This is a genomic window from Sphingomonas qomolangmaensis, from assembly GCF_024496245.1.
Lineage (GTDB): Bacteria > Pseudomonadota > Alphaproteobacteria > Sphingomonadales > Sphingomonadaceae > Sphingomonas > Sphingomonas qomolangmaensis.
The window spans coordinates 1,955,160-1,980,823 of the sequence record NZ_CP101740.1 but is presented as its reverse complement, the minus strand read 5'-3'; the positions used below and the strand labels follow the sequence as shown (position 1 = coordinate 1,980,823).

Below are 25,664 nucleotides of genomic sequence, written 5' to 3'. Positions count from 1 at the left end.
CAAGCTGGGAGGGGCGAATTAGGCCGTCAATGGCGAGTTGTGGTTCATTCATGCTGCAGGTGTATCGTTCCGACGCCAGACCTCTTCAGCGAGCAAGGTCGCAAAGCCGACCCACGCTGCCAGAGGTAATCCCGCTACAGCAGCGCGAGTGTCTATCTGTCGAGCGGCAGTGACATGGCCAACAGCGCTGCCGCCCAAGGCGGCAGAGCCTAGCGCAGCCCACCCTGGTGCCCTGAGACGGAAAAACACCTCGGACCAGCCTGCGACACCGATCTGGTTTGCTCCCCAAAAAACCAGCGCTGTTGTGCGCTCTGGCGAAGACGGTGCTCGGAGCAATGTGTACCCGCTGTATGCCTGTGCAGCTTGGATTGTTGGCCATGCGAGGGCGAAGACAGGCGCGGGTGGTGTGAAGCCAGGCTTACGCAGGCGATCGTACCAACGCTTCGTGCGGGGATTGTTGGGGGAAGGGCTGGCGCGACCGCCTAATAGCAGAGCGGCAGTAACCGTGCCGATGGCCAATCCCGCCGCCAAACGTGGCGCCATTCCGGTTTTCTTATTTGCAGCCACCATGTCCGTCTCCCTGTTGCTTAGACAAGCGACAGGCGAACGGGTTCCCGCGAGACAAGTAAGGCGTCATGTTTGAAGCCAAAACAACGCCAAGCAGCGGGCTCGGCAAGGTATCTTCCTCGTTCCCGCCAGCGTTTCTCGCAACGGTATGTGCAGCCGATATCGTTCGAAGGGTTAAAGATGCGGTATCGACATCGCCGGTGGGATGTGGTGCGTTCCGAGAACGCATTCGACAGGGCAGCGAGGCGTAGGGAGAGGCTTGATGGGGCAGACGGCCAGAGCACTGGCGATACCGACGATCGATCGCCAAAGCCTCCACCGGCTCGAAACCCTGTTTATCGTGCCGGATATATACCGGCGCGACGATGTCGCTGAGCGTCAGGCCAAGCTGGCTCGCATCGTGTCAAACGAGATCGTCCCGCGGCTACTGAAGTTGCATGCCCAAGTCGTGCCGGCCGCGCCGCCGATCACGGTGGTTATCGAAGCCCTGGTGCCGACCAGCGCCGATATCACCGGCCTTGCCGACATCGTGCTTGGTAGCGATCTCGAGGCGGCCGCCGCATATGTGCTGATGATGCGCGAGCGCGGGCTTTCGATGGAGACGTTGTTCGTCGAGCTGCTCGAGCCGGCCGCGCGTTTGCTTGGTGAGATGTGGGATCGCGATGATTGCGACTTCATCGACGTGACGCTTGGGGTAGCTCGCCTGCAAAAGCTGCTCGCGGTCTTCAACGAGACCCATGTGCTGCCCGGGCTGGATACCCATCGTACCGTATTGATGGCGATGACGCCGGGGGACCAGCACTTCTTCGGCATCGCGATGGTCGAGCGGTTTTTGACAGCTGCCGGATGGCAGGTACGTACCGAGCTCGAAGGCACTTCCGAAAGCATAGCAGATGTCGCGAAGCAAAACTGGTTTGCCGTCGTCGGCTTGACTGCGGGATCGGAACGCCAGCTCGAAAGCATGCGCACAACGATTGCGCAGATACGACGGGAGTCCCGTAATCAAGCGATCGGCGTCATGGTGGGCGGGCCGATGTTTACCGCTAACCCTGAACTGGCTCGCGACGTAGGCGCAGACGGCACGGCACCCAATGCACCTGCAGCCGTGTTGGTAGCCCAGAAACTGTTCGATCTAGGCCATCGGCAACGGGTCTAGTTGGTGCATGCCCCCTTTGATGGGCGCACGGCGTTTGGAAGCCCTCTCAGGGGCTGCGGGCGCTCGTGACGGGGTGACCATTACCAGCGGGCCATGGCACGGCCATCTCGAGAGCCCGCAACCATCCCGGCAGCCATAGAAATTTAGTCGGTCACAGTCGGGCCTTGGTGCCGGCGACGCTGTTGGCCCAGCGCCAGATACGGTCACGCTGCGGCTTCGCCAGGACGATGCAGGCGTTCAATAACAAGGCAGGCAACCCGAAAATGGCGAACCACAACGCCTGGCCGCTGACGAATGCGACAAGGATCAGAACGGCGAAAGCCGGCACGAACAACAGGGTGAGAAAGGCAAATACCCGTGTCGCGATCAGAATCGTTTTCAATGAGACCTCGTAAACCTCAGAATTGGACATCGAGAAGAGCGCGCGATCCGCGCCCAGCTGCCGGGCCAACGTGCACCGCGCCGACGATATGGCAATATCGCCCTAGGGACCTGTCGCGTCTAAGAATCCCTGCCACCGGGCTGGATCGCGGCAGATGCACCCGGCGCGACAAGAAAATGGCCGCCCGACCGACTTTCGCGGGTCGAGCGGCCATAGGGCGCCGCGCTGCAAGGGGGGAGGCCGCGCGGCGGCGATCGGGTCAGCTTGCGGCGCTGCTCCGGATCGTGCCGTTGACGCCCGCGGGGAAGAACCCGCCCGCGGTTACCGCCATGCGGTTGAGGTAGACGATATTGAGCACCTGCCCTGCCGAGCGGCTATAGGCGAGGCCGCTGGCGTCGGTGGGCACGATGTTCGATCGCGTGACGCCGTTGCTGGTCGTCGCGCGGACGCCCTGATCGAGATCGGTCGCCCCGTCGAGGCTGTCGCGCGCGGTCGAGATCGATTCGGTCGCCTCGATCAACGCCGGGGTGGCGATGCCCTTGCCATAGAGCACGGTGCGAACGAGACCGGCATGATAGGCCTCGGCCGCGAGCAACCCTGCCGCTGCCCCGAGGGATCATGTAACAGCTTGTTATCGGCGACGATGCCGAATGGCTGTCACCTCTTCGGGTACCCACGGAGCAAGACCCCGGCGTGGCCGCTGAATGATACGAGGGCGCATCACCAAGCGAGTAGACTACGTCGAAGGCTGCGATCTCGTGACTCGGTCCCGTACTGGCGAACCCGAATCCATCATGCTGTAATAGCCTCAGCGACCTTGATGAACGTCGGAAGTCTAGGGTCCAAAAGGCCAGCGCGAGTTTCGCTCTTTGGGGTCTTCTTAGCAATGATTTACGCGTCTCTTGCATAAGCGATTGTCCCGACGGCACCACGGGTTTCGGCAATAGCTGACACCGTAGCGGGAGCGCCGATAGTTTCGCCGATCAACAGCAGCGACGGATCGTCGCCACTGATCGTTTCGACCAGGAACGCCAGCGCGGACAATGATCCACGCAGGATGCGTTCGTCGGGCAGCGATACGTTGACTGCCACCAGCACTGGCGTGTCGGGCGCGCGTCCCGCGGCGATCAGCCGGCGCGAGACTTCGCCCGCAGCGGCCGCGCCCATATAGACCGCAAGCGTCGCTTCGGGTGCGGCGAGCGCGGCCCAGTCGAGGTCGAGCGCCTCCCCGGCACGAGCATGCGCGGTGACTAAGGTCAGTTTGCGCGCCAGCCCGCGTAGTGTCAGCGATATGCCTGCCGAGGCGGCGGCGGCGCTGGCGGTGGTGATGCCGGGGCAGATCCGCACCGCGATGCCGCGTTCGGCGAGATGGCGGATCTCTTCGGTCGACCGCCCGAAGATCGACGGGTCGCCGCCCTTCAGCCGCACCACGCGCTTGCCCGCGAGCGCGGCGGCGGCGAGCAGGTCGTTGATCGATCGCTGGTCCTTCGAGTGGCGGCCCGATCGCTTGCCGACATGCACGCGCGGCGTTGTTGGCGGAATCAGCGCGAGCACGCCGGGGCCGACCAGCGCATCGTGGAAGACGATGTCGGCCGCCGCGATCAGCCGCTCGGCCTTGCGCGTCAGCAGCTCGGGATCGCCGGGGCCAGCACCGACCAGCCAGACCGATCCGGGGGCGAAATCATGCGGCATGGTGCGATCCTTCCGAAACGAGCAGGCGGGCGAGCGCCGGGCGGCACGACCCGCAATTGGTGCCCGCGCCCAAGGCCGCGCCGATCGCGGCGACATCGACCAGCCGCTGCTGCGCGATCGCATGGAGGATCGTCTGCAGTCCGACATCGAAGCAGGCGCAGACGATCGGGCCGCGATCGACCTGCGCGCCCGGCGCGCAGCCCGCGAGCAGATGCGGCGCGGCGACCGCCTCACGCAGTTGATCGACCAGCCAGTCGCGCGGGGGCAGGGTGCCGTCGCGGGTGACGAACAAGGCTGCCGCGAGCCGATCGTCGATCAGGATCGCGATCCGCCGCGATCCCTTGGCGGCGTCGGCGGCTTCGATCCGCTGGCCATGCGGCAACAGCCGGTCGAGCGCGGCGGCGTCGCCATCGCCCGCCAGATCCCAGGCGGTGCCGCAGGGGACCGCGATCCGCGTCGCCCATAGGCAGGCGGGGCGGGCGGCGAGTTCGTCGCGGACGATCAGGAAACCGCGCCAGCCACAGGCGACCGCCTCGATCCGCGCAGGGGTCGATTTGAACCCCGGCTGGCCCGAAAACGGATCGGCGAGCGCGCGTGCCAGCCGCCCGGTGCGCCCGCCGCTCGCCTGCTGGTCGGTCCAGTGGATCGGCACGAAGACTTCGCCCGCGCGCTGGGTGGCGACGATGCTGGCGCGGTACAGGCTGTCGCCTTGCGGTGTCGCTACCCGGACTAGGCCATTCTCGGTGATGCCAGCGCCGCGCGCATCATCCGGGTGGATCTCGACCATCGGCTGTTCGCGGTGGCGCGCCAGCTTGGGGCTGAGCCCGCTGCGAGTCATCGTATGCCATTGGTCGCGGTAGCGGCCGGTGTTGAGCGTCAGCGGCCAATCGGCCAGCGGCGCTGCGATCGGCTTTTGTACAACCGGCACCAGCCGCGCGCGCCGGTCGGGGGTCGAAAAGCGGCCATCGGCAAAGGGCGTGCCGCCCCAGCGGAACGGCACCATCGCATCATACTCGGCATTGCCGCCGCCCGATCGGCCGGGCAGCGCGAACAGCCGTTCGCCGTCATTCTCATAGGTCGACAGCCGGCAATGCTCGCGCCAGATGTCGGCGGGGCGATCATAGGCGAAGGCGGTACGCCATCCCATGCGCCGCGCGACCTGGGTGACGATCCACCAATCGGGTTTGGCGTCGCCCGGCGCGGGCAGGAAGGCGCGCTGGCGGCTGATCGTTCGATCCGAATTGGTGACGGTGCCGTCCTTTTCGCCCCAGGCGGTGGCGGGCAGGCGGACATGCGCGTGGAGCGAGGTATCGGTCTGCGCGATCACGTCGGAGACGACGACGAACGGGCACGCCGCCAGCGCCTCGCGCACCCGGCCGGCATCGGGCATCGACACCGCGGGGTTGGTCGCCATCACCCACAGCGCCTTGATCCGCCCTTCGCCCACCGCCCGGAACAGATCGACCGCCTTCAGCCCCGGCTTGGTCGCCATATTGGGCGCGGCCCAGAACCGCCCGACGCGCGCGACGTTTTCGGGGGCGAAATCCATATGCGCCGCCAGGCTCGAGGCGAGCCCGCCGACCTCGCGCCCACCCATCGCATTGGGCTGGCCGGTGATCGAAAAGGGTGCGGCACCCGGCTTGCCGATGCGTCCGGTGGCGAGGTGGAGGTTGGTGATCGCGTTGACCTGATCGGTGCCCGACAGCGACTGGTTCACCCCCTGGCTGAACATCGTCACGGTGCGCGGGTTCGCCGCAAACAGTTCGAAAAAGCGCCTGAGGTCTTGCGGCGGCACATCGCAGATGCGCGCCACCGACCACAGGTCGCTTCCCTCTCCAACCCGGTCCCAGAAATCCTCGGGCGTCGCGACATGCGCCGCCACATAGGCGTCGTCGACCACGCCCGCCGCGCGGCACCAGGCGAGCAGCCCGTTCATCAGCGCGACATCGGTGCCCGGACGGATCGCCAGATGCAGGTCGGCTTCGTCGGCGGTCTCGGTGCGCCGCGGATCGATCACCACGAGCTTGGCCCCCGCCTCGCAGCGCGCGCGGATGCGCTGGTAGACGATCGGGTGGCACCAGGCGGTGTTCGATCCGACCAGCACGATCAGATCGGTCGTGTCGAGATCGGCATAGCTTGCGGGTACGACATCCTCGCCGAACGCGCGCATATGGCCCGCGACCGCGCTGGCCATGCACAGCCGCGAATTGGTGTCGATATTGGCCGAGCCGATAAAGCCCTTCATCAGCTTGTTGGCGACGTAATAATCCTCGGTCAGCAACTGGCCCGAGACGTAGAAGGCGACGCTGCCCGGCCCGTGCTGCGCGATCGTGTCGCGGAAGCGTTTGGCGACCAGGTCGAGCGACTTGTCCCAGGTCGCGCGGCGCTTGCCGATCATAGGGTGGAGCAGCCGTCCTTCGAGCCCGATCGTCTCGCCCAGATGCGTGCCCTTCGAGCAGAGCTTACCGGCATTGGCGGGATGATCGGGATCGCCCGCGATCGTTGCGCTACGCTCGCCGGTCGGTGTCGCCAGGATGCCGCAGCCGACCCCGCAATAGGCGCAGGTGGTGCGGACCGAGGTGCTCACCGGGGTGCCCTCACGCCGCCGCCTGCATCGTGCTCGCCCGGCAGATCAGCACCCGCCCGCCGCTCAGCTTCACCGGGATCACCGGCGTACACCCCTTGTCCTGGCCCAGTGCTTCGCCGGTCGCCAGCGCGATCCGCCAATTGTGCAGCGGGCAGGCAACCGCGCCGCCATGGACGATCCCCTGGCTCAGCCGCCCGCCCTTGTGCGGGCAGCGATCGGCCAGCGCGAAGACGCGGCCGTCGCCGGTGCGGAAGACCGCGATGTCGTCGCCGCCTTCGACCTGCACCGTGCGGCTGCCGCGCACCGGGATTTCATCGGCCCAGCCGATGTCGAGCCATTCACCGGTCACGCCATTTCCTTCGTTGCATCATGCGGGGTGAAGCGCGCCATCGGCGCGTGCTGTTCGCGCTCGGCACCCGCCGCGCGCGCTGCCCAGGGATCGTCCTGCAAGAACTGCTGCGCGAAGTGGAACCGCGCTGCCAGCGCATCGCGTCCCTCGGCGTCGTCGGCGATCCGCGCGCGGATGTATTCAACGCCTACGCGCTCGATCCACGGCGCGGTGCGTTCGAGATAGCGCGCTTCCTCGCGGTATAATTGGATGAAGGCCGCGCAATAATGCATCGCCTCGACTTCGGTGGCGACCTTGCACAGGAAATCGGTGGCGCGAACCTTGATCCCGCCATTGCCGCCGACCGACAGCTCATAGCCGCTGTCGACGCAGACCACGCCGAAATCCTTGATCGTCGCCTCGGCGCAATTGCGCGGGCACCCCGACACCGCGATCTTGAACTTGTGCGGCATCCACGAGCCCCAGGTCATCCGCTCGATCTTGACGCCAAGCCCAGTCGAATCCTGCGTGCCGAAGCGGCACCATTCGGAGCCGACACAGGTCTTCACCGTCCGCAGCGACTTGCCATAGGCATGTCCACTGACCATCCCGGCGGCGTTGAGGTCGGCCCAGACCGCGGGCAAATCCTCCTTCTTGATCCCGAAGATATCGAGCCGCTGGCCGCCGGTGACCTTCACCATCGGCGCGTCGTATTTCTCGACCACATCGGCGATTGCGCGCAGCTCGCGCGGGTTGGTCAGCCCGCCCCACATGCGCGGGACGACCGAATAGGTGCCGTCCTTCTGGATGTTGGCGTGCATCCGTTCGTTGACGAAGCGGCTTTGCTGGTCGTCGACATAGTCGCCCGGCAGCGCGCACAGCAGATAGTAATTGAGCGCGGGGCGGCACGACGAACAGCCATCGGGGGTCGCCCAGTGCAGCTTCTGCATCACCTCGGGGATCGAGCACATCTGCTGGGCGACGATTTCGCGGCGGACATCGTCATGGCCGAAGCTGGTGCAGTTGCACATCGTCCTGGGGCCGGCTTCGACCGCGTCGCCCAGCGTGGTTGCCAGCAGCGTCTCGACGATCCCGGTACACGATCCGCACGATGCCGACGCCTTGCACCCCGCGCGCACCGCATCGAGGCTGTGCGCGCCGGCTTCGATACAGGCGACGACCTGTCCCTTGCTCACGCCGTTGCAGCCGCAAAGCTCCGCGGTATCGGAGAGCGCTGCAACGGCGGCCTTAGGGTCCGCGACGCCCCCTCCCGACGCGAAGGCCTGGCCGAAGATGAGCATGTCGCGGATCGCGCCGATATCCTCGCCGCGCTTGAGCAGGTCGAAATACCAGCCGCTGTCACCGGTATCGCCGTACAACACCGCGCCGACGATGCGGTCGTCCTTCACCACCACGCGCTTGTAGATGCCGCGTGAGGCGTCGCGCAGCACGATGTCCTCGGCACCGTCGGTGCCCGAAAAGTCACCTGCCGAGAATACGTCGAGCCCGGCGACCTTGAGCTTGGTCGAGGTCACCGACCCGCGATAGCCGCTGTGGCTGTCGGTCAGCCCGTCGGCGAGCGCGCGGCACATGTCCCATAGCGGCGCGACGAGGCCGTAGACGTTGCCGTCATGCTCGACGCACTCACCGACCGCGAGGATCGACGGGTCGCTGGTCACCATATGGTCGTCGACCTGGATGCCGCGCCCCACCGCCAGCCCGGCGTCGCGCGCCAGCGCGGTGCAGGGGCGGATGCCGACCGCCATCACCACCAGGCTGGCGGGGATCAGCGTGCCGTCCTTCAGCCGCACCCCTTCGACCGCGTCGGTGCCGACGATCTCGGCGGTATTGGCCTGGGTCAGGATCGTCTGCCCACGCGCTTCGAGCGCCGATTTGAGCAGCCAGCCCGCCGCCTCGTCGAGCTGGCGCTCCATCAGCGTCGGCATCAGATGGATCACCGTCACCTTCATGCCGCGCAATGTGAGCCCGTGCGCCGCCTCGAGCCCGAGCAGCCCGCCGCCGATAACCACCGCGTCGCCGCCTTTGCCCGCGGCCGCCAGCATATGGTCGACATCGGCCATGTCGCGGAAGGTGATGACCCCGGGCAGGTCCTTGCCTGGGACCGGGATGATGAACGGGTCCGATCCGGTGGCGATCAGCAGCCGGTCATAGCCGACCATGCGGCCCGATCGTGCGGTGACGGTCCTGGCCGCGCGATCGATCGCCAGCACCGGATCGCTGGTAACCAGTTCGATGCCATTGGCGGCGTACCATCGGCGATCGTTGATCACGATCTCGTCGAAGCTTTTCTCGCCCGCCAGCACCGGCGACAGCATGATCCGGTTATAGTTCACATGCGGCTCGGCGCCGAAGATCGTCACGCGGTAGCGGCTGGCGTCGCGCGCGATCAGTTCCTCGATCGCGCGACAGCCCGCCATGCCGTTGCCGATCACGACCAGATGTTCGCGTTCGAACGCGGCGGCGGGGTGCGACTGATGCTGCATCGGATCGTCCAGCGGGAGGGGAAGGGGCGGGCGCATCAGATCCGCACCCCGGCAACGGTGGTCCAGCGCGCACGCCAGCGCGGCTTGACCAGCGTCAGTCCGGCGAGGGCAATCAGCGACAGCGCGGCGAAGATCAGGAAGCCCGGCTGGAAGCTGCCGGTCCATTGCTTGGCAAGGCCGAGCGACGAGGCGAGGTAGAAGCCGCCGACTCCGCCCGCCATGCCGACCAGCCCGGTCATCACCCCGATCTCGGCGGCGAAGCGCTGCGGCACCAGTTGGAACACCGCGCCGTTGCCTGCGCCCAGTGCGAGCATCGCCAGCACGAACAAGGCTAGCGCGGCATCGACCCGGCTGGCCGCACCGACTCCCGCCAATGCTACCGCGGCGACCGCGAACACCACCGACAGCGTCTTGACCCCGCCGATCCGGTCGGCGATCGCGCCGCCCATCGGCCGCACCATCGATCCGGCGAACACGCAGCCCGCGGTGCAATAGCCCGCCAGCACGGTATCGAGCCCGAACTGGTCGGTGAAATAGATCGGCAGCGACGCGGCCAGCCCGACGAACCCGCCGAAGGTGACCGCGTAGAACCCCATCAGCCACCAGGCATCGGCTTGCTTGAGCGGTTCGAGATATTCGGACAGGCGCTTGGGGGCAGGGGCGCCCGGCGCGTCCTTCGCGAGCGCGAGATAGACGAACAGCACCAATGTCAGCGGGATGCACGCGAGCCCGAGCACCGCGTTCCAGCCGAACATCTTGGCCAGCGTCGGCGCGAACAAGGCGGCGAGCACCGTCCCCGAATTGCCCATCCCGGCAAGCCCCATCGCCTTGCCCTGATGCTCGGGCGGATACCAGCGGCTGGCGAGCGGCAGCGCGATCGCGAAGCTCGCGCCGGCAAAGCCCAGGATCACCCCGAGCGCCAGCGTGCCGGCAAAGCTGTTCACCCCCAGCGCCCAGGCGCTGAACAGCCCGCCGATGACGATGATCTGGCCGATCGCCCCCGACCGCTTCGGCCCGATCCGGTCGACCAGCAGCCCGTTGATGACGCGGAGCGCGGCGCCGGCGAGCGTCGGCACCGCGACCATCAGCCCCTTTTGCGCGGGCGTCAGCGCCAGCGCCAGGGCAATGTCGGGGGCGAGCGGGCCGAGCAGCACCCACACCATGAACGCAAAGTCGAAATACAGGAACGCCGCGATCAGCGTCGGCTTGTGGCCGCTGTCCCAGAAGCCGCGGGTCGGTTCGCTCGGTTCGTCATGCCAGAAGGTCGTTGCCATGGTCGTGCCCCCATCCGCGATGGACAAAGAAAAAGCCGCCCCGACGGCGACCTTGCGGGCGCATCGGAGCGGCTTCGTTGCCTGTGGACGACCATCCGGCCATCCGACGCGGTTCGGTCCCTTCGTTGGAACCTTGCGCGGTTATCTCGTGCCGGGCTTCCTTGCCCGACGCAGGGAAGATGACCGATTCGCAGGCGCGACGCAAGCGCCGTTTCGCAATCGCAGCATGATCAGGGCAATGCCTTCAGATAGCCCGGAATATCGTCGGGATCGAAGGCCCGGTGATCGAAGAACGGGTCGCGCCCCAGGATCAGCCGCCCCTGCGTCGACCCCGCCGCGACCCCAGTGCCGCCGATCGCACCTTCGATCTTCGAGCTTGCTCCCGGCAGCGGTGCGCCCGATCCGGCGAGCGCCGCGCGATAGACGTCGGGCCGGAACACGCCTTGCGCGGTCTCCGCCTCCGCCGCCGAGAAGGGCGTGCCGTCCCATCGGGTCATCTGCGAATAGAGCCACGCCGCCTGACTGCGCCACGGGAAGTTCGCCGCCTCACGATATTGGAACATGAAATCGGGCACATGGACCGGCTCGGCACCCGGCACCAGCCGGACGCGGTCGCCGATCGCGCGCGCGATCGGGTCGACCGGCGCTGCGAGATATTCGGGGCGCGCGAGGATCGCGGCGCTTTCGGCCTGGCTGTCGGCATCGACGAAACGTGCGGCGGCGGCGTGCAGCGCGCGGATCAGCCGTGCGACGGTGTCGCTGCGCTGCGCCAGCGTGTCGGCGGTCATCGCCAGCACCTTCTCGACCCCGCGCCGCCAGATCTGCGCGGTGACCAGCGCGATCCGCCCCACCCCGCGATCGACCGCGACGCTGTTCCACGGTTCACCGACGCAGATACCGTCGATCTCGCCCGCCGCCAGCGCATCGGCGGCGAAGCTGGGGCTGATCGTCACGATTTCGATATCGACATCGGGGCGGATGCCGACCGCCGCGAGCCAATAGCGCAGCATGTAATTATGGCTCGAATAGCGATGCACGACGCCGAAGCGCAGCCGCTTGCCCGCGGCGGCGCGCGCCAGCGCGAGCGTCTTGAGCCGCGCGCCGAGCACCACCGGATCGCCGAGCGAATCGCTATCGAGCAACTGATCGGCCAGCGGCAGCGCCAGCGTGATCGCATTGCCGTTGAGCCCCAGCACGAACGGCACCGCCATCGCGACCGCCGGCCGCCCGCGCCCCAGCGCGGTCGCCAGCGCAAGCGGCGCGACCATGTGCGCGGCATCGGTATGCCCGTACAGCAGCCGGTCGCGCACCGTCGCCCAGCTCATGTCGCGCACCAGCTCGATCTCGATCCCTTCGGCCTTTGCGAACCCCTGTTCGCGCGCCAGGATCGGCAGCGCGGCATCGACCAGCGGCAGGAAGCCGATGCGAACCCGATCGAGCGCCATCACATGTCTCCCATCAACGCGTCGCTGGTGATGATCGCGTCGGCGATCTCGGCGATTCGGCGGTTCGATCGCATCGCTTGCGCACGCAGCAGGCCATAGGCTGCGGGCTCGTCGATGCCGCGCCGTTGCATCAGGATTGCCTTGGCGCGATCGATCGTGCTGCGATCGGCGAGTGCGCTCCTGGCTTCGTGCAATTCTGCTTGCAGCCGCGCAAATGCCTGGAAGCGGCGGATCGCCAGGTCGAGCACCGGCTTGATCCGCTGCTTGGCCAGCCCGTCGACGATATAGGCCGAAACCCCGGCATCGACCGCGGCGGCGGTCGATTCGGCATCGCTCTGGTCGACGAACATCGCGATCGGCCGGTCGAGCGCGCGCGACACCGCGAAAAACTCCTCGAGCACGTCGCGGCTGGGGTTTTCGAGGTTGATCAGCACCACTTCGGGCGCCGCCGCCTCGAGCTGTGCCACCAGCCGCCCGCCGCTGTCGATGATCACCAGATCGTCGAGCCCCGCCTCGCGCAACCCATCGGAAATGATCGCGGCACGCGTGGTGCTGGTGTCGATGATCGCGATCCGCATCGACCCACTATGCCGGGTTAGGCGGGGATGCCAACGGCTTCGTTGGGAGGGGGCATCAGTCGTTCCTGAAGCCGCCCCTGAAGCTGTACTCAGGCGGACTGCCATGACCGCTATACTCGGCAAAGCTCGGGCTGTGCAGACCGTCCGCGACGAGCTTGGAAGTAATCCTTTGGCCGGATTGATCGGTTCGCCGGGCGACCCCTTCATACCTCCAAGTGGTTGCGCGCCCTTCGTGCGAGCGGCCAACTATCGTTGCCGAAATCGTTAAGCTTGCCTGTTTGCGGTTAGCTAGATTTCCAGAACCATAAACCTGAACGTGTGACCGGTTTGGGGAAGCAACGACGGCGTCGTGAATGTCTGAATGTGGGTCCTCCCTGTCGCGAAGCCGTCAGTCGGCGAACGCCTCAACCTGGCAGTTCGTGGCGGGAGCAGCGTCGCCCACTAGCGGACGAAATTTTCGTCGCCTACCGTACGCGCGGAGGCTCAGTCGGTGGTGGCATTGTACTTTTTAATTTCGGTCACGCTAGGCGTAGCGGCAGATTGGGCTCTGTACTCGCGAATAGTATCTGCGCTTGGGCGCCCCTATCTTTATGATGGTGGGGATGGATACATAAGACTATTGTATCCTCGTATATTTTTCACGTTAGCTGCGACGGTTGTGATGTTCTTCGCAGCAGGTAATGATAGTACAAATGGCGCCTTATTCTTTTGCGCAACGGGGGTATTCCTATTTTCTCCCTGCTACGCTGCTTATCGTTATTTGATGGGCAAGTAGGGTCGCTATATCTTGGGACGAAGCGAGCCGGAGTTTGATCGAACGACGGCTCAAGCCAACCTTTCACCGAAACCAGCCTGCCCGCTAACCACCAGGTCGCGACGTTCCGTTGCTCGCATCGCGGCTCAAATGCCCGAAAGCGGACTGACCGCTATGGGGCGGTAAAGCGGCGGGTCCGCAGTCGCCCAATTGCTGCCAGCATTTTCTCGTCACCCCGGACTTGTTCCGGGGTCTGCCGTGTCATAGCTAATGCCGCAGATGAACGAACGCCCCCCTGTGTCGACAGCCTGTAGACTCGCTATAACCGCAGGCCATATTCGGGCGTGACCGGCGTGGAATGACCTTGCCGTCGGGTTCGGTCCTCCATCCACATCCGTAGCACATGGCGGCTCGGTGGACCCCGGAGCAAGTCCGGGGTGACGATCGGGGAACGTCCGCTTCCCACCAGATCCGGCCATTCCCGAAATAGCATCCCTTTTGGGAAAGACGGCGTGCCGTTGGGCAAGGGGATCGCCTGTGACATCACGTCCGCCCCGGACATGAATGAATGACCGAAGTCGAGTAGCCGAAACCAAGCTCCGAATGGGCGGGTGTGGGTCAAGACGCGGACGCAACGCTTGGCCTCGGTCGCCGCAATGCGTCAATCGTGTGCACCGTAAGATAGGGATCTTCAGTCGGATGCACCGATCGGCTAGCTCGCATCAACCTAAGTATCCGATTGCAGGTTTTGAGCTATAGCGACAGTTGCCTTGGCACGCCGACGGTGGCCGATTGGTCATTGCCTTCGTCTCTCAAAGGGGCATGGTTGGCCAAGGTGTTTTGGTCAGTCAGCCCGCGTATTCTCTTTGGCGGCTGCCCGGCTGATTAATGCGGCGGTGAGGAAAGATATGCGACGGCTCGTGGACGGAGCGGCAATCGTATTGTTTGCGCTTTCCTGCAGAACTTCCGCGGCTCACGCGCAACAAGTTGACATTCAACCTTCGCCCGAGAAGTCCGTGGAGTCAGCCACGCCCGCTGACATCGTCGTGCTCGGCAAGCGCCTTCCTGGATCAGCGATTTCGGATGTCGCACCCATCATCACCCTGGACGCGAAGACAATCGCGGCAACAGGCGCGACAACAATCGGCGAGCTTCTGCAGACGATCCGCGGAGCGACGCAGTCTGCAAGCGGAGCAGAGCCGATCTTCCTGCTGAACGCGCAACGCGTGTCGGGCTATCCGGAGATCGGCTCGCTGCCACCCGAGGCGATCGAGCGCGTCGAAGTGCTCCCCGAGCCCGAGGCGATCAAGTTCGGCTATCCTCCCAATCAGCGGCTGGTGAATTTTATCACCAAGCGCAATTTCCGGCAGGTGGAGGTCAAGGGAAGCGCCGGCTCGACTACGCGCGCGGCGAGTGGGACGCAGAAGGTCAACCTTGGCGTGACGCGATTGCGTAAGGATCGGCGCTTGACCCTGACCCTGGAGGCACGGCGCACCGATCCGGTCAGCCTTGCCGAACGCACTATTCTTCCAGACCCCGACGTACCGTTCGACGCAATCGGCAACGTGGTCGGTGCCGCCCCTGGCGAGATCGATCCCGCTCTCTCCGCAGTGGCAGGGTTTCCGGCGACGGTCGCGCCCGTTCCGGCGAACGCAGCGAGGACGTTCACACTTCAGGACTTCGCATCGGCAGCCAACCGTCCGCGCCTGTTCGATCCCGGACCGCTGCGCCTGCTGACGCCACGCAACCAGGCGGCGAAGGCGGAGGCGGTGCTCGCCGACCGGCTGACCAAGGGGATTGCGGGATCGCTTAGTCTTTCGGCGGAGCAAAGCCTGGATCGAACTTTGCTTGGTCCCGCGCCCATTTATCTCACTGTTCCGGCAGGGAACCCATGGTCTCCCTTCGGTCGCACGGTGCGGGTCGCCCGTTATCTGACCGAAGTCGCACCGCTTGAAGCCGAACAGAAAACCACGACGCTGCAGGCCGGGATGACGCTCCGCGGGGCTGTGTCGGGCTGGCAATGGGACTTCACGGGCGCATTCAATCAGCGGCAGGTCGATGCCGCGCTGGACCGGACGATCGACACGACGATGGCGGACGCCGCGATCGCAGCGGGCGCCGATCCGTTCGCGCCGCTTCAACCCTCGTTGCTGAGCGTGCGGCCGCGCGATGTAACCCGGTACCGCACCCGGACGCTCGCAGCCAAGAGCGTGGTGACCGGGTCTCCCGTGCATATGCCCGCGGGTAAGGTGACGCTCGTCGCAACTCTGGAAGCGGACCGGACGGACGCCGCCTCGTCGACGCGCGGGCCGAACCCCGGGGCACTGAATCTTACGAGGACGCGCCTGGAAGGTGGCTTGGCGGTCGATGTGCCGCTGGCATCGCGCGATGCGGATGTGCTTCCCTGGCTGGGCAAGTTGTCGGTCAATGCCTCGGCGCGCGCTCGATCTGTCAGCGATGTCGGCACGCTGAGCGACGCTACCGCGGGGCTGACGTGGGAGGCAATCAAGGGTGTCCAGCTACTCGCAAGCCTTAAGCGCAGCGCTGCCGCGCCCGATCCCCAGCGGCTGCTGGGCCCCATCACGCGCGTGGAGAATGTGCCAATCCTCGATTACGGCACCGGGCGCACCGAGTTGACGACCGTGATCCAGGGCGGGAACCCTGCGTTGCTGGCGGAAGAGCGGCTCGTCCGGTCTATCTCCGTCAATATCAAACCGTTCAACAATCGCGAGTTGCGGCTAACCGCAACCTATGAAGCGACGACGATCCGAAATCAGGCGGGACTGATCTATGCGCTGTCGCCGCTTACGGAGGCGCTGGTACCGGAGCTGTTCGTCCGTGATGCGGCCGGGCGGCTTGTGTCGGCCGCCTTCGTTCCAATCAATTTCGATCGTCAGGAGCAGCGTGCGCTGAACGTCACGCTGTTCTCGTCCGGGCAGCTGGGCAAAGCGCCGCCTGCGCCCGATCCCACGCGTCCAGCGCCTCCACCAACGCGTCCCTTTTACTATGCGGGCATCGGCCCCTCCATCAAGTTCAGCGACCGATTGGATGTGCGGTCGGGAGCACCCGCGCTCGATCTGATCCGGGGCGATACAGTAACGGGCGGGGGCACCCAGCGTATCTATGGCTACGTCTATGGCGGCCTCAACTATCGCGGCAGCGGCCTGACCTTCGACGGCTGGCTGCAGGGAGCAAGCCGGGTGCGCAGCTCGGGGCCTGCGGCGGACCTGCATTTCCGGCCCCTGGCCAAGCTGAACGCCGCGGTGTTTGTCGGCTTGGAAGAGTTGCTGAAGGCGGACGCCTGGGCCAGGAAGATGCAAGTCAGGATCGATATTGCTAATCTCACCGACGCGCGGCAACGGGTTCGAGACGAGAATGGGAGGACGCCAAACCGGCTGCAACCGGACGTTTTGGACCCAGTAGGCCGCGTCGTGACGCTAACGTTGCGGAAACTGCTTTAGCGGGCGTCTCGAGGACATTCTCTGTATCGTATAAGCCCACTCGGCCCTGCACGGCGCTGATGTGACTTGACCTCTACCGTTCTGCACCACCCCGGCAGGAAGCTAGCGGCGGTTGGACGTGAACGAGTGTCTGTTTCTGGGTGGCGTCGAACTAGCCGTAGATGTGGCTCTGTCAGACCAAATGCACCTGTCGATAATCAGGAGCGGGTATGGGGTTAGGATGCCCCGTCCGCGCAAGCTGCTCACGCGCCGGCTCTCGCCGCCGGCGGGCTTCGGCGAGGCCTATCTGGAGGTAGGCGCCAAGGCTTAGCTTCTTCTCTCGCCCATCGATACGATACTTCTGCCGCCAGAGCTTGCCTCCGCCGGGATAGACCTGAGGAAAAAGGCCCCCACCGTCGGAGAGCTTGTAGGGCTTCTACCGGGGCCTAGCCCTGCGCAGAGCAGCGTCGGAAAGTGCTACCGGATCAGCACCTTACTAGCAAAAACCCCCGTGGGGGTTCCCACATTGGCCGACGCGTGAAAGGCCCCCAAAAGGCCCCAATTTTCCTGGCTGCAGCTGGATTACAGCAATCACTGGTGGTCAGCGGATGTGAAAATAACCCAGATTTCCGGGGCTTTCAAAGGCGCTGGTGGATGTCAGTGGACTGTATTTTGGAGCGGGTGAAGGGAATCGAACCCTCGTCACTTGCTTGGGAAGCAAAAGCTCTACCATTGAGCTACACCCGCAAATCAACGTCGTACCGTCGATCTGGTCGCGACAAGGCTCCCGGTTGGGCCGGGGGCACTCGTTGCTGGACGCTGGCCGATTGCCACATGGTGTGAGCTGCGGTCAACATAAACCGCACGGTTCCTCGCAACCTCGTCATCCCGAACTCGGCGGGGCAGGCCGGGGAGCATTCCAAACCGTGCTGCCGTGGTCAGTGGGTTCAAAAGCTCTTCGCCAGGCGGAAGTTGAAGCGCGGGTCGGCGTTGCCAGTGTCGTAGCGCGGCCCCGACAGCGGTACGGCCAGCTCGAAATCGGCGTTCAGTCCGCGTGTCACCAGCGTCCGCACCCCGCCGCCGCCCGATGCCAGCGAACCGCTGCCGCGACCGTCGGCGAGGTTGGTCACCTTCCCGCCATCGGCGAAGGCATAGAATTGCGAGCGCCGCACCAGCCCGCCCAGCGGCTCCTTCCAATCGTAACGAAGCTCGCCCATCGCCATGGCGCCCTGGTCGCCCGATCGCTCGTTGTAATTATAGCCGCGCAGGAACGCGCCGCCGCCGATGCCGATCTCCTCGGAAATGAGCAGCGGGTCGGTCGATAGCTGCGAGCGTACCGCCAGCCGCATGCTGACCGGTCCGCCCAGCGTCGCGATCCAGTCGGCCCAGCTGGTCAGCGTCGTGAAGGTCGCCGAGGCGTCGCGCCGCGACGCCAGCGGATCGCCGATCTGCGTCGCGTCGAGCAGCGACAGCCCCTGCGACACCGTGACGTTCGCGCGCAGCCGGCCCCCCGCCCATTGGGTATGGCCATAGAGCCCGGCGCGCAGCGCGACGACGCGATCGTGCCGCGCGAGGATATCGGCGCGATACTGGCGCAGCGTCCGCACCCCCAGATCGCCCTCGAACCACAGGCTGGTATCGCGGCTACGCACCAGCGGCTGGAGCACGTTCACCCCGGCGAACCAGCTTCGACCCTCGATCCCGCTATCTTCGAGATACGCGCCGGGATCGGTTGCCGACACCGTCGCCACCAGCCCGATTTCGGTGCCCGCGCTGCTCACGCGCGTGGCGTAGCGCACGCGGCCGTAATTAAGCTCACCCGGCTCGAACGGCGTGGTGACATAGGTGACCGACAATTCGTCAGCCGCCGACAGCAACGACGCGACATCGGCGTCGAGCCGCAATTGTTCGGGGCCGATCGGCCGCGACCCGTCATTCTCGAGCACCGCGCGCGCGCGCAGGCGGTTGGCGGCGACACGCACCACGAGCACGCCCGCGCCGTCTTCGCGCGCGAAGCGCGCGCCATATACGCGCATTCCGGGGACATCGCCCGCGATCAGCAGCCGCCGCTCGAGCGCGTCGAGCTTCACCGGGCCGGTGCCCACCAGTTCGTTCAGCGTCCGCGCGACGGCTTGGTTGTGGTGGCCGTCGATCCGCAACCGGTCGATCCGTCCCTCATCGATGCGGATCACCAGCACGCCGCTCGCCATCCGCTGCGGCTCGATCGTCGCGCTGGCGAAGACATAGCCTAGCGACCGTGCGCGTTTTGCGATCGTCGTCGCCAACAACGCCAGCGCCTCGCGGTCCTTCGTCTGGCCGACATTCTCGGCGACGATGTCGGCAAACGCCTCGGGCGCGAGCGCCTGCAACCCGGTGACCACGATCGCGCCGACCAGAACGCCACGTGTTGCAGTCGGGGCGCGCTCGACCGTGGCGAGCGGCGAATCGACCGCGATCGTTGGTTTGGGTTTGGGGGGTGGTGCCACCGGCTCGTTCGCTAGCGCCTCGCGGTCGGTCTGCACCGGATCGACCCGATCAAGCGCATTCTGCGCGTACGCGGTTGCGGGCAAACCCATGACCGCCAGCACCCATATCGCCGAACCAAAACGCCAACCAACCAACATGCGCAACCCCATGAACGCCACTTAGGATTGGCCCTAGGGCGTAAGGCGTTAGGAAAACGTAAGTTCTTCGTTCTTTAACCATGCCATCGAACAGCAATGAAACGATGTGTGCCTATGCTGAGCGTGGAAGAGTGAGGTATTTTTCATGCGTCTCGGCTTGCGTACTTTGGCTGGCAGCCTGTTGCTGCTGAGCAGCACCAGTGTCTTCGCGCAAACCGGCGCATGGCAGGTTAGCGAAGCGAGCGGGCGGGTGACCGTGCGCGACAAGGCCGGCGAGCGAACCGCGCGGCGCGGGATGCCGGTGCCCGCGGGTGCGATGGTGACGACCGACGAGAACGGGCGCGCGGTCATCGTGCGCGGGCAGGAATTCGTCACCGTCGCGCCGCGCTCGCGTGTTCGCGTGCCGATGGCGGGCGAGGCCAAGAGCATCGTCCAAATGATGCAGGATTGGGGCAATGCGGTGTTCCGCATCGGCAAGCGCCCGAACCCACATTTCGCCGTCCAGACGCCGTATCTGGCCGCCGTGGTGAAGGGCACCAGCTTTTCGATCACGGTTTCGGAGGAAGGCGCCTCGATGCAGGTGCTTGAAGGCGCGGTCGAGGTCGAGACCCCCGATGGCGGCGCGCGCGACATGGTACGCCCCGGCGCGGTGGCGATGGTATCGGCGACCGATCCGTTTCGCCTGACGGTACAGGGCACCGAGCGACGCGTGATCGATTCGCCCGCACGACCGGCAACGGCTGCTGCGCCGACCAGCGCGGTGGTACCGCCCCAGCCTGCGCCGCTGTCGCAATCGGTTGTGCAGGGTGCGGGCGCGCCGGTGGCGCTGGCATCGGCGATGCCGGTGACGACGATCGGCGCGTTCGAATCGGCCGGCGGCGACGTGATCGGCGAAACGATCGAGGCTGAATCGGCCGATCTGCGCGAGGCGACCGGCGGGTTGGTCGGCGGCAGTGCGGCGCTGGTCGCAAGCGCGATCATCGCCGATGTTGCGACCGGTCGCAGCGCCGAGCCGGTCGCGCCGATTCCACCGCCAGCCGCCGCCGCACCCGAACCGGTGCCGGTTCCCGCACCTAGCGGTCCCGAACCGCTGCCGCCGCCGCCGCCGCCGCCGGGTCCCGAGCCCGAGCCCGAGCCCGAGCCTGGGCCTGAGCCTGGGCCTGGGCCTGGGCCTGGGCCCGAGCCAGAGCCAGAGCCCGAACCGGAGCCCGAACCGGAGCCCGAACCCGAACCGGAGCCCGAGCCTGAACCGGAGCCCGAACCCGAACCCGAGCCCGAGCCTGAACCGGAGCCCGAACCCGAGCCTGAGCCCGAACCGGAGCCCGAGCCCGAACCCGAGCCCGACCCCGAACCCGAGCCCGACCCCGAACCCGAGCCCGACCCCGAACCCGAGCCCGAGCCCGAGCCTGAACCGGAGCCCGAACCCGAGCCTGAGCCCGAACCCGAGCCTGAGCCCGAGCCCGAGCCCGAGCCTGAGCCCGAACCCGAACCCGAACCCGAGCCCGAGCCCGAGCCCGAGCCCGAACCCGAGCCTGAACCGGAGCCCGAGCCCGAACCCGAACCCGATCCCGAAGAGCCTGAGGATCCCGACGACGACGACGACGATGACGACGACGACGACGACGACGACGACGATGACGATGACGATGACGATGACGATGACGACGACGACGACGACGATGACGATGACGATGACGATGACGATGACGATGACGACACCGAAGACGGTGATGACGACGACGACGACAAAGAAAAGGACAACAACCGCGACGGCGATAAGGAGAACGACAACAACCGCGATGGCGAAAAAGACAACGGCAACGACAAGGATGACGGTGCAGCGCTCTTGGCCGACGAGGGCTTCGTATCTGCCGCGCAGGCCGGCGCGCTCGATCGCGATGTCGATCCTCTCGCGGTCGATATGCCCCGGCAAATCGAAGACCGGTTCGGCGGTAGCGAAGGCGGTATCCGGAACGAACCCTGACCGGCTGGTCATCGGCTGTTGATGTTTGACCGGTAGAAGGCAGCGAATGTCGCGCTTGTTTGCTATACCTGCCGTTCCGATCGCGATTTCCCGGCGCCTGTCGCTGGCGTTGCTAGCGATCGCCGCGATCGCTGGACTGATCGCCGGCATGACCGGGACCGGCGAGGGGATCGAGCGGCTGTTGCGCGACGCGCGGTTCCATCTGCGCGACACCGACGCGAGCGGTGAAATCCATATCGTCGAGGTCGACGCCCGCAGCCTGCGCGCGATCAATCGCTGGCCATGGGACCGCGAAGAACATGCGCGTGTCCTCGATCGGCTGCACGCCGCGGGCGCCGGGTTGATCGCGTTCGATGTCGATTTTTCGTCGCCCTCGGCCAACCCGTCGGGTGACCTGGCGCTCGCCGCCGCGCTGCGCCGTGGCGGCGGCGGGGTGGTGCTGCCGACGCTGACCCAGCAGGCGAGCAACGGCGCGAGCGAGATGGTCGACATGCTCCCGGCGCCGATGCTGCGCGATCATGCGGTGCTCGCGGCGGTCAGCATGGCCCCCGATAGCGACGGGCAGGTCCGCGAAGCGCCGCTGGGGGTGGTGACCGCCGGGGTCGCGCGGCCTTCGCTGTCGGCGATGGTGGCCGAACGCGCGGGCAGCGCCGGGCTCCATTTCCCGATCGACTTCGCGATCGATCCAGCGACCATCCCGCGCCACAGTTTCGTCGACATTCGCGACGGCCGGTTCAACCCGGCGACGATCGCCGGCAAGCGCGTGCTGATCGGCGCGACGGCGGTGGAGATCGGCGATCGCTATGGCGTGCCGCGCTTCGGCGTAATCCCCGGGGTGGTCGTCCAGGCGCTCGCAACCGAAACCCTGTTACGCGGCATTCCGGTACGACTGGGGTGGGGTTGGGGCGCCGCGATCGCGCTTGCGCTGGCTGCGGCCATCCTTCGGATCCGCCGCCGCGCGCCGCTACTGATCACGATCTTCGCTGCGCCTGTCCTGCTTTTTGCCGCCGCACTCACCCTCGAAACGACACTGGGCGCCTATCCGGCGCTCGTCCCCGGCCTCGTCATCGTCACGACTGCGTCGATCATCGCGCTCGTCCGCCGCATGCTCGCCATGCTGCACCGCCGCCGCGCGCAGGACGCCGAAACCGGCATGCCCAACCGCTTTGCGATGCGCGAGACCCTGCACCGCGCAACGCCGATCCGGATCGCCACCGCGCGCATCGTCGAATTCGACAAGCTTGCCGCGGGTCTTTCGCCCGGCCAGGTCGCGCAACTGGTGTGCCGCGTGCGCGATCGCCTGGGACTGGTCGCCGCCGGCCATGCGATCCACCGGATCGAGGACCGACTGCTGGCATGGGAATGCGACGTCGAACTCCGCGACGTCGGCAACCGCTTCGAAGCGCTGCGCGCGGCGATGCTGAGCCCGGTCGAAGTCGAAGGACGCCGCGTCGATGTCGTGCTCGCCTTCGGGGCTGCCGAGGACATGACGGGCGACGTGGTCCGCGCCTGCGCCAATGCAGCGCTCGCCGCCGATTACGCAGCGAGCGCGGGCGACGCCTGGCAGTTGCATGGCGGCAGCGACGAGGGCGACCTCTCGAACGAATTGTCGCTGCTGGGCGAGCTCGACGACGCCGTTGCCAATGGCGAGATCGAGGTGGCCTACCAGCCCAAGCTCGACCTCGCCACCGATCGGATCACCAGCGTCGAGGCGTTGGTTCGCTGGCGCCACCCGACGCGCGGCTATCTGCGCCCCGACCTCTTCATCCCCATCGCCGAGAAGGGCGGGCGGATCACCGGGCTGACGCTTGCCGTGCTCGAGCGCACGATCGCCGACCTCGAGGCATGGGCGGCGGCGGGAACCCCGGTCACCGGTGCGGTGAACCTCTCGGCCAAGCTGGTCGCCTCGCGCGAGTTCATGGGGCTGGTGCGCGAACGCATCGAGCGCGCGGGGATCGCGCCGTCGATGCTGACCTTCGAGGTCACCGAATCGGCGGCGATGACCGATCCTGCCGGCGCCGCAGCCGCGCTGGGGGCCTTCCGTGCGCTGGGCGTGCGCATCTCGATGGACGATTACGGCACCGGCCAGTCGACGCTCAGCTATCTCAAGCAACTCCCGCTCGACGAACTGAAGATCGACCGCAGCTTCGTACAGTTCGCGCACACCAATCGCGGCGACGCCGTATTGGTGCGATCGACCGTCGACCTGGCGCATGAGCTCGGCCTCAAAGTGGTTGCCGAAGGTGTCGAGGACGCACCGTGCCTCGCCTATCTGCGCTCGATCGGCTGCGACATGGCGCAGGGTTATCTGATCAGTCGCCCGGTGCCGGCAAACGCGCTGGCGGAGTTGCTGGCCATTCAGGATGCTCAGGCGGCGGCTTGATCGACCGGGCAACGGCTGCACGCGATCGACACGCGAGCGTCTGGGGGCGCGAGCGTCGAGCCCGCACCCCCGTTTCCACGATCAGCGGCGGTTGGTACCGATCATCTGTGCGAGATCGGCATAGCGCCGTGTCAGATAGCCGCGTTCGTCGGCAGTGTAGCCGCCGGCTGTATAGGCGGCGTCGAGCCGCGCTAGGTCTGCGAGCTGCGCGCGAACCTGCACCGCCTCGGCGCGGTCGATCGTTCCGTTGCGCTCGGCGCTGGTGAGCTGCGTTCCCAGCTGGTTCCAGCGCGCGGTGTTGCGATCGTCACCATAGCCGTAACCGCCGCTCTGCGCGCCGCCGCCGCCCAGACGGTCGTCGATCGCATTATAGCGGTTCCACAATTCGGCCTGTTCGCGCGTATCGATTCCGCCGCGCTGGTACCCTGCTTCGACCTGACCGAGCGAGCGCCATTCGCTGCGAAGCTCGGTCGCCTCGGCCTGCGTCAGACTGCGGTTCCGCAGCCCTGCCGCGATGCGCTGTTCGAATTCGGCGTTGCGCCCCGCGACCGGCTGCCAGCGACCCTGGTTTTGGTTGTCGGTTTGGCCGTTACCCTGTCCTGAACCTTGGCCCGAACCCTGGCCGCCGACGCGCTGGTTGAGCGCGCGATACCGCATCCGCAGGTCGTTGCGCTCGGCATCGGAAACGCTGCCGTTGGCCGAATATTGCGCTTCGAGCCTGACGATCTCGTCATATTCGCGGCGCATCTGGTCGGCTTCATAGCGGTCGATCGATCGGTCGCGAACGGCCGCGTCGATCCGCTCGTCGAGCACCTGACCGCGCTCGGCGAACGGACGGCGGCGCTGGTCCCAATCGGCATCGAGCGTCCGTTCGCTTGCTTGCTGGTTGGTGCCGAATACCGAGCCTAGCAGCCTGCCGAGCAAGTCGCCTCCCTGGGGTTGGACCTGTGCGGCGGCATTGGAGGATAACAACAGCGCACCGGTGGCGGCTGCAATGCGAAGATAGCTATTCATGATGGATCGCCTTGATGCTGCCGTCGTCGGAACGCGCCGCTACGGCCGTCCTACTCAACCCCGTGCCCGCCGCGATGTTCCGCATGCCGGTTCGCAACCGCAACGATTTTCGGTCGCGCCCCGATGCGGTGCGGTAATCCCGTATATCGAGCACCCCCCGCGGTGCCGCAGGATCGCCGCTGAAGGAGATTGCCGATGCCTTGCCTGCGATCGCGCCGTCAGCGGCGGCGGCTGTGACCCGGCTGGCGTTGCATCGCGAGCGGCACCTCGTGTCGCGTGCCGGGTGGCTGCGCGCCGCGGTGCTGGGGGCGAATGACGGGATCGTCTCGACCGCCAGTCTGATCATCGGCGTGGCGGCGGCCGCCGCCACGCCCGCGGACATCCTGATCTCGGGCGCGGCAGGGCTGGTCGCTGGCGCGATGTCGATGGCGGCGGGGGAATATGTCTCGGTCAGTTCGCAAGCGGATACCGAGCAGGCCGATCTGGCGCGCGAACGCGCCGAGCTTACCGACGATGTCGATGCCGAGATTCGCGAACTCGCCGGAATCTATGAAAGGCGCGGCGTCGATCGCGCCACCGCCGACACCGTCGCGCGCCAGTTGATGGCCAAGGATGCGCTGGCGGCGCACGCGCAGGACGAGCTCGGTATCTCGGCGATGACCACCGCGCGGCCGATCCAGGCGGCGCTCACCTCGGCGGCGACCTTTACCGCCGGCGCCGCGCTGCCGCTGGCGATCGTGATCGTCGCGCCCGCGGCTCGGCTGGTCGCGATCGAGGCGGTCGCCTCGCTGCTGTTCCTCGCGTTGCTCGGCGCGGTCGGTGCGCGCGCGGGGGGTGCGCCGGCCTGGACCGCGACGGTCCGCGTCACCTTCTGGGGGGCGCTGGCGATGGCGCTGACCGCGGGGATCGGGATGCTGGTCGGGACGGCGATATGAGCCACCGACCAGCCGTT

Annotated in this window: 16 protein-coding genes, 1 tRNA gene and 2 pseudogenes; 5 read left to right on the top strand and 14 right to left on the bottom strand. The window is 66.4% G+C overall.

Annotated features, from left to right (window positions below):
• Window positions 1–48 precede the first annotated feature (48 nt).
• Entirely contained in the window at window positions 49–543 is a 495-nt protein-coding gene (locus tag NMP03_RS16210; RefSeq protein WP_406698440.1) for a TspO/MBR family protein, read from the bottom strand.
• Window positions 544–829: 286 nt separating this feature from the next.
• Here NMP03_RS16210 and NMP03_RS09365 point away from each other — a divergent pair, with 286 nt between their 5' ends.
• Complete coding sequence (locus NMP03_RS09365) at window positions 830–1,723, top strand: cobalamin B12-binding domain-containing protein (protein WP_256505098.1); 894 nt, start codon at window positions 830–832, stop codon at window positions 1,721–1,723.
• Window positions 1,724–1,874: 151 nt separating this feature from the next.
• On the opposite strand, the gene NMP03_RS09360 is transcribed toward NMP03_RS09365, so the two are convergent.
• The 9 genes and pseudogenes from NMP03_RS09360 to NMP03_RS09320 form a co-directional block, all read right to left on the bottom strand.
• A complete protein-coding gene (locus NMP03_RS09360; RefSeq protein ID WP_256505096.1) occupies window positions 1,875–2,174 on the bottom strand; it encodes a hypothetical protein in 300 nt (99 codons plus the stop codon).
• Window positions 2,175–2,364: 190 nt separating this feature from the next.
• A pseudogene (locus NMP03_RS09355) lies at window positions 2,365–2,718 on the bottom strand (ferritin-like domain-containing protein); the annotation flags it as partial.
• A gap of 278 nt (window positions 2,719–2,996) precedes the next feature.
• Window positions 2,997–3,797, bottom strand: a complete 801-nt coding sequence (gene cobA / locus NMP03_RS09350; RefSeq protein ID WP_256505095.1) for a uroporphyrinogen-III C-methyltransferase — start codon at window positions 3,795–3,797, stop codon at window positions 2,997–2,999.
• Window positions 3,787–6,384, bottom strand: coding sequence for a nitrate reductase (locus tag NMP03_RS09345; RefSeq protein WP_256505093.1), 2,598 nt, complete (start codon window positions 6,382–6,384; stop codon window positions 3,787–3,789). The genes cobA and NMP03_RS09345 overlap by 11 nt, the downstream gene beginning before the upstream one ends.
• 10 nt (window positions 6,385–6,394) lie before the next feature.
• Window positions 6,395–6,733: a nitrite reductase small subunit NirD gene (gene nirD, locus NMP03_RS09340; RefSeq protein ID WP_256505091.1), complete on the bottom strand. Its 339-nt coding sequence runs from the start codon at window positions 6,731–6,733 to the stop codon at window positions 6,395–6,397.
• The gene (nirB, locus tag NMP03_RS09335; RefSeq protein ID WP_256505089.1) at window positions 6,730–9,216 is read right to left on the bottom strand and encodes a nitrite reductase large subunit NirB; all 2,487 of its coding nucleotides are present in this window, start codon (window positions 9,214–9,216) and stop codon (window positions 6,730–6,732) included. The genes nirD and nirB overlap by 4 nt, the downstream gene beginning before the upstream one ends.
• 35 nt (window positions 9,217–9,251) lie before the next feature.
• Window positions 9,252–10,490, bottom strand: coding sequence for a nitrate/nitrite transporter (locus tag NMP03_RS09330; RefSeq protein WP_256505087.1), 1,239 nt, complete (start codon window positions 10,488–10,490; stop codon window positions 9,252–9,254).
• Window positions 10,491–10,720: 230 nt separating this feature from the next.
• Complete coding sequence (locus NMP03_RS09325; protein WP_256505086.1) at window positions 10,721–11,935, bottom strand: CmpA/NrtA family ABC transporter substrate-binding protein; 1,215 nt, start codon at window positions 11,933–11,935, stop codon at window positions 10,721–10,723.
• Window positions 11,935–12,513 carry an ANTAR domain-containing response regulator gene (locus NMP03_RS09320; RefSeq protein WP_256505085.1) on the bottom strand — a complete coding sequence of 193 codons (579 nt, stop codon included), beginning with the start codon at window positions 12,511–12,513 and terminating at the stop codon, window positions 11,935–11,937. The genes NMP03_RS09325 and NMP03_RS09320 overlap by 1 nt, the downstream gene beginning before the upstream one ends.
• Window positions 12,514–14,175: 1,662 nt before the next feature.
• Here NMP03_RS09320 and NMP03_RS09315 point away from each other — a divergent pair.
• Window positions 14,176–16,728: a TonB-dependent receptor gene (locus NMP03_RS09315; RefSeq protein ID WP_256505084.1), complete on the top strand. Its 2,553-nt coding sequence runs from the start codon at window positions 14,176–14,178 to the stop codon at window positions 16,726–16,728.
• Window positions 16,729–16,900: 172 nt separating this feature from the next.
• On the opposite strand, the pseudogene NMP03_RS09310 reads toward NMP03_RS09315, so the two are convergent.
• The 3 genes and pseudogenes from NMP03_RS09310 to NMP03_RS09300 form a co-directional block, all read right to left on the bottom strand.
• A pseudogene (locus NMP03_RS09310) lies at window positions 16,901–17,074 on the bottom strand (integrase arm-type DNA-binding domain-containing protein); the annotation flags it as partial.
• A 306-nt stretch (window positions 17,075–17,380) separates the two neighbouring features.
• Window positions 17,381–17,454: transfer RNA gene (locus NMP03_RS09305), tRNA-Gly, on the bottom strand.
• Window positions 17,455–17,654: 200 nt separating this feature from the next.
• Window positions 17,655–19,283: a ShlB/FhaC/HecB family hemolysin secretion/activation protein gene (locus NMP03_RS09300; protein ID WP_256505083.1), complete on the bottom strand. Its 1,629-nt coding sequence runs from the start codon at window positions 19,281–19,283 to the stop codon at window positions 17,655–17,657.
• A 193-nt stretch (window positions 19,284–19,476) separates the two neighbouring features.
• On the opposite strand from NMP03_RS09300, the gene NMP03_RS09295 reads away from it, so the two are divergent.
• Both NMP03_RS09295 and NMP03_RS09290 read left to right on the top strand, forming a co-directional pair.
• Window positions 19,477–21,315 carry a FecR family protein gene (locus tag NMP03_RS09295; RefSeq protein ID WP_256505082.1) on the top strand — a complete coding sequence of 613 codons (1,839 nt, stop codon included), beginning with the start codon at window positions 19,477–19,479 and terminating at the stop codon, window positions 21,313–21,315.
• Window positions 21,316–21,361: 46 nt separating this feature from the next.
• A complete protein-coding gene (locus NMP03_RS09290) occupies window positions 21,362–23,698 on the top strand; it encodes a GGDEF domain-containing phosphodiesterase (protein ID WP_256505081.1) in 2,337 nt (778 codons plus the stop codon).
• Window positions 23,699–23,779: 81 nt separating this feature from the next.
• On the opposite strand, the gene NMP03_RS09285 is transcribed toward NMP03_RS09290, so the two are convergent.
• Window positions 23,780–24,712, bottom strand: coding sequence for a hypothetical protein (locus tag NMP03_RS09285; RefSeq protein WP_256505080.1), 933 nt, complete (start codon window positions 24,710–24,712; stop codon window positions 23,780–23,782).
• 233 nt (window positions 24,713–24,945) lie between these two features.
• On the opposite strand from NMP03_RS09285, the gene NMP03_RS09280 reads away from it, so the two are divergent.
• Complete coding sequence (locus NMP03_RS09280) at window positions 24,946–25,647, top strand: VIT1/CCC1 transporter family protein (RefSeq protein WP_256508082.1); 702 nt, start codon at window positions 24,946–24,948, stop codon at window positions 25,645–25,647.
• The last annotated feature ends 17 nt before the right edge of the window (window positions 25,648–25,664 follow it).

Excerpts from the sequence above, each read along its gene's own strand:
- NMP03_RS09365 (WP_256505098.1), top strand. The coding sequence starts at position 830 with ATGGGGCAGACGGCCAGAGCACTGGCGATACCGACGATCGATCGCCAA.
- NMP03_RS09285 (WP_256505080.1), bottom strand. The coding sequence starts at position 24,712 with ATGAATAGCTATCTTCGCATTGCAGCCGCCACCGGTGCGCTGTTGTTA.
- NMP03_RS09330 (WP_256505087.1), bottom strand. The coding sequence starts at position 10,490 with ATGGCAACGACCTTCTGGCATGACGAACCGAGCGAACCGACCCGCGGC.
- NMP03_RS09315 (WP_256505084.1), top strand. The coding sequence starts at position 14,176 with ATGCGACGGCTCGTGGACGGAGCGGCAATCGTATTGTTTGCGCTTTCC.
- NMP03_RS09295 (WP_256505082.1), top strand. The coding sequence starts at position 19,477 with ATGCGTCTCGGCTTGCGTACTTTGGCTGGCAGCCTGTTGCTGCTGAGC.
- NMP03_RS16210 (WP_406698440.1), bottom strand. The coding sequence starts at position 543 with ATGGCGCCACGTTTGGCGGCGGGATTGGCCATCGGCACGGTTACTGCC.
- NMP03_RS09300 (WP_256505083.1), bottom strand. The coding sequence starts at position 19,283 with ATGGGTTTGCCCGCAACCGCGTACGCGCAGAATGCGCTTGATCGGGTC.
- nirB (WP_256505089.1), bottom strand. The coding sequence starts at position 9,216 with ATGCAGCATCAGTCGCACCCCGCCGCCGCGTTCGAACGCGAACATCTG.
- NMP03_RS09290 (WP_256505081.1), top strand. The coding sequence starts at position 21,362 with ATGTCGCGCTTGTTTGCTATACCTGCCGTTCCGATCGCGATTTCCCGG.
- cobA (WP_256505095.1), bottom strand. The coding sequence starts at position 3,797 with ATGCCGCATGATTTCGCCCCCGGATCGGTCTGGCTGGTCGGTGCTGGC.
- NMP03_RS09320 (WP_256505085.1), bottom strand. The coding sequence starts at position 12,513 with ATGCGGATCGCGATCATCGACACCAGCACCACGCGTGCCGCGATCATT.
- NMP03_RS09325 (WP_256505086.1), bottom strand. The coding sequence starts at position 11,935 with ATGGCGCTCGATCGGGTTCGCATCGGCTTCCTGCCGCTGGTCGATGCC.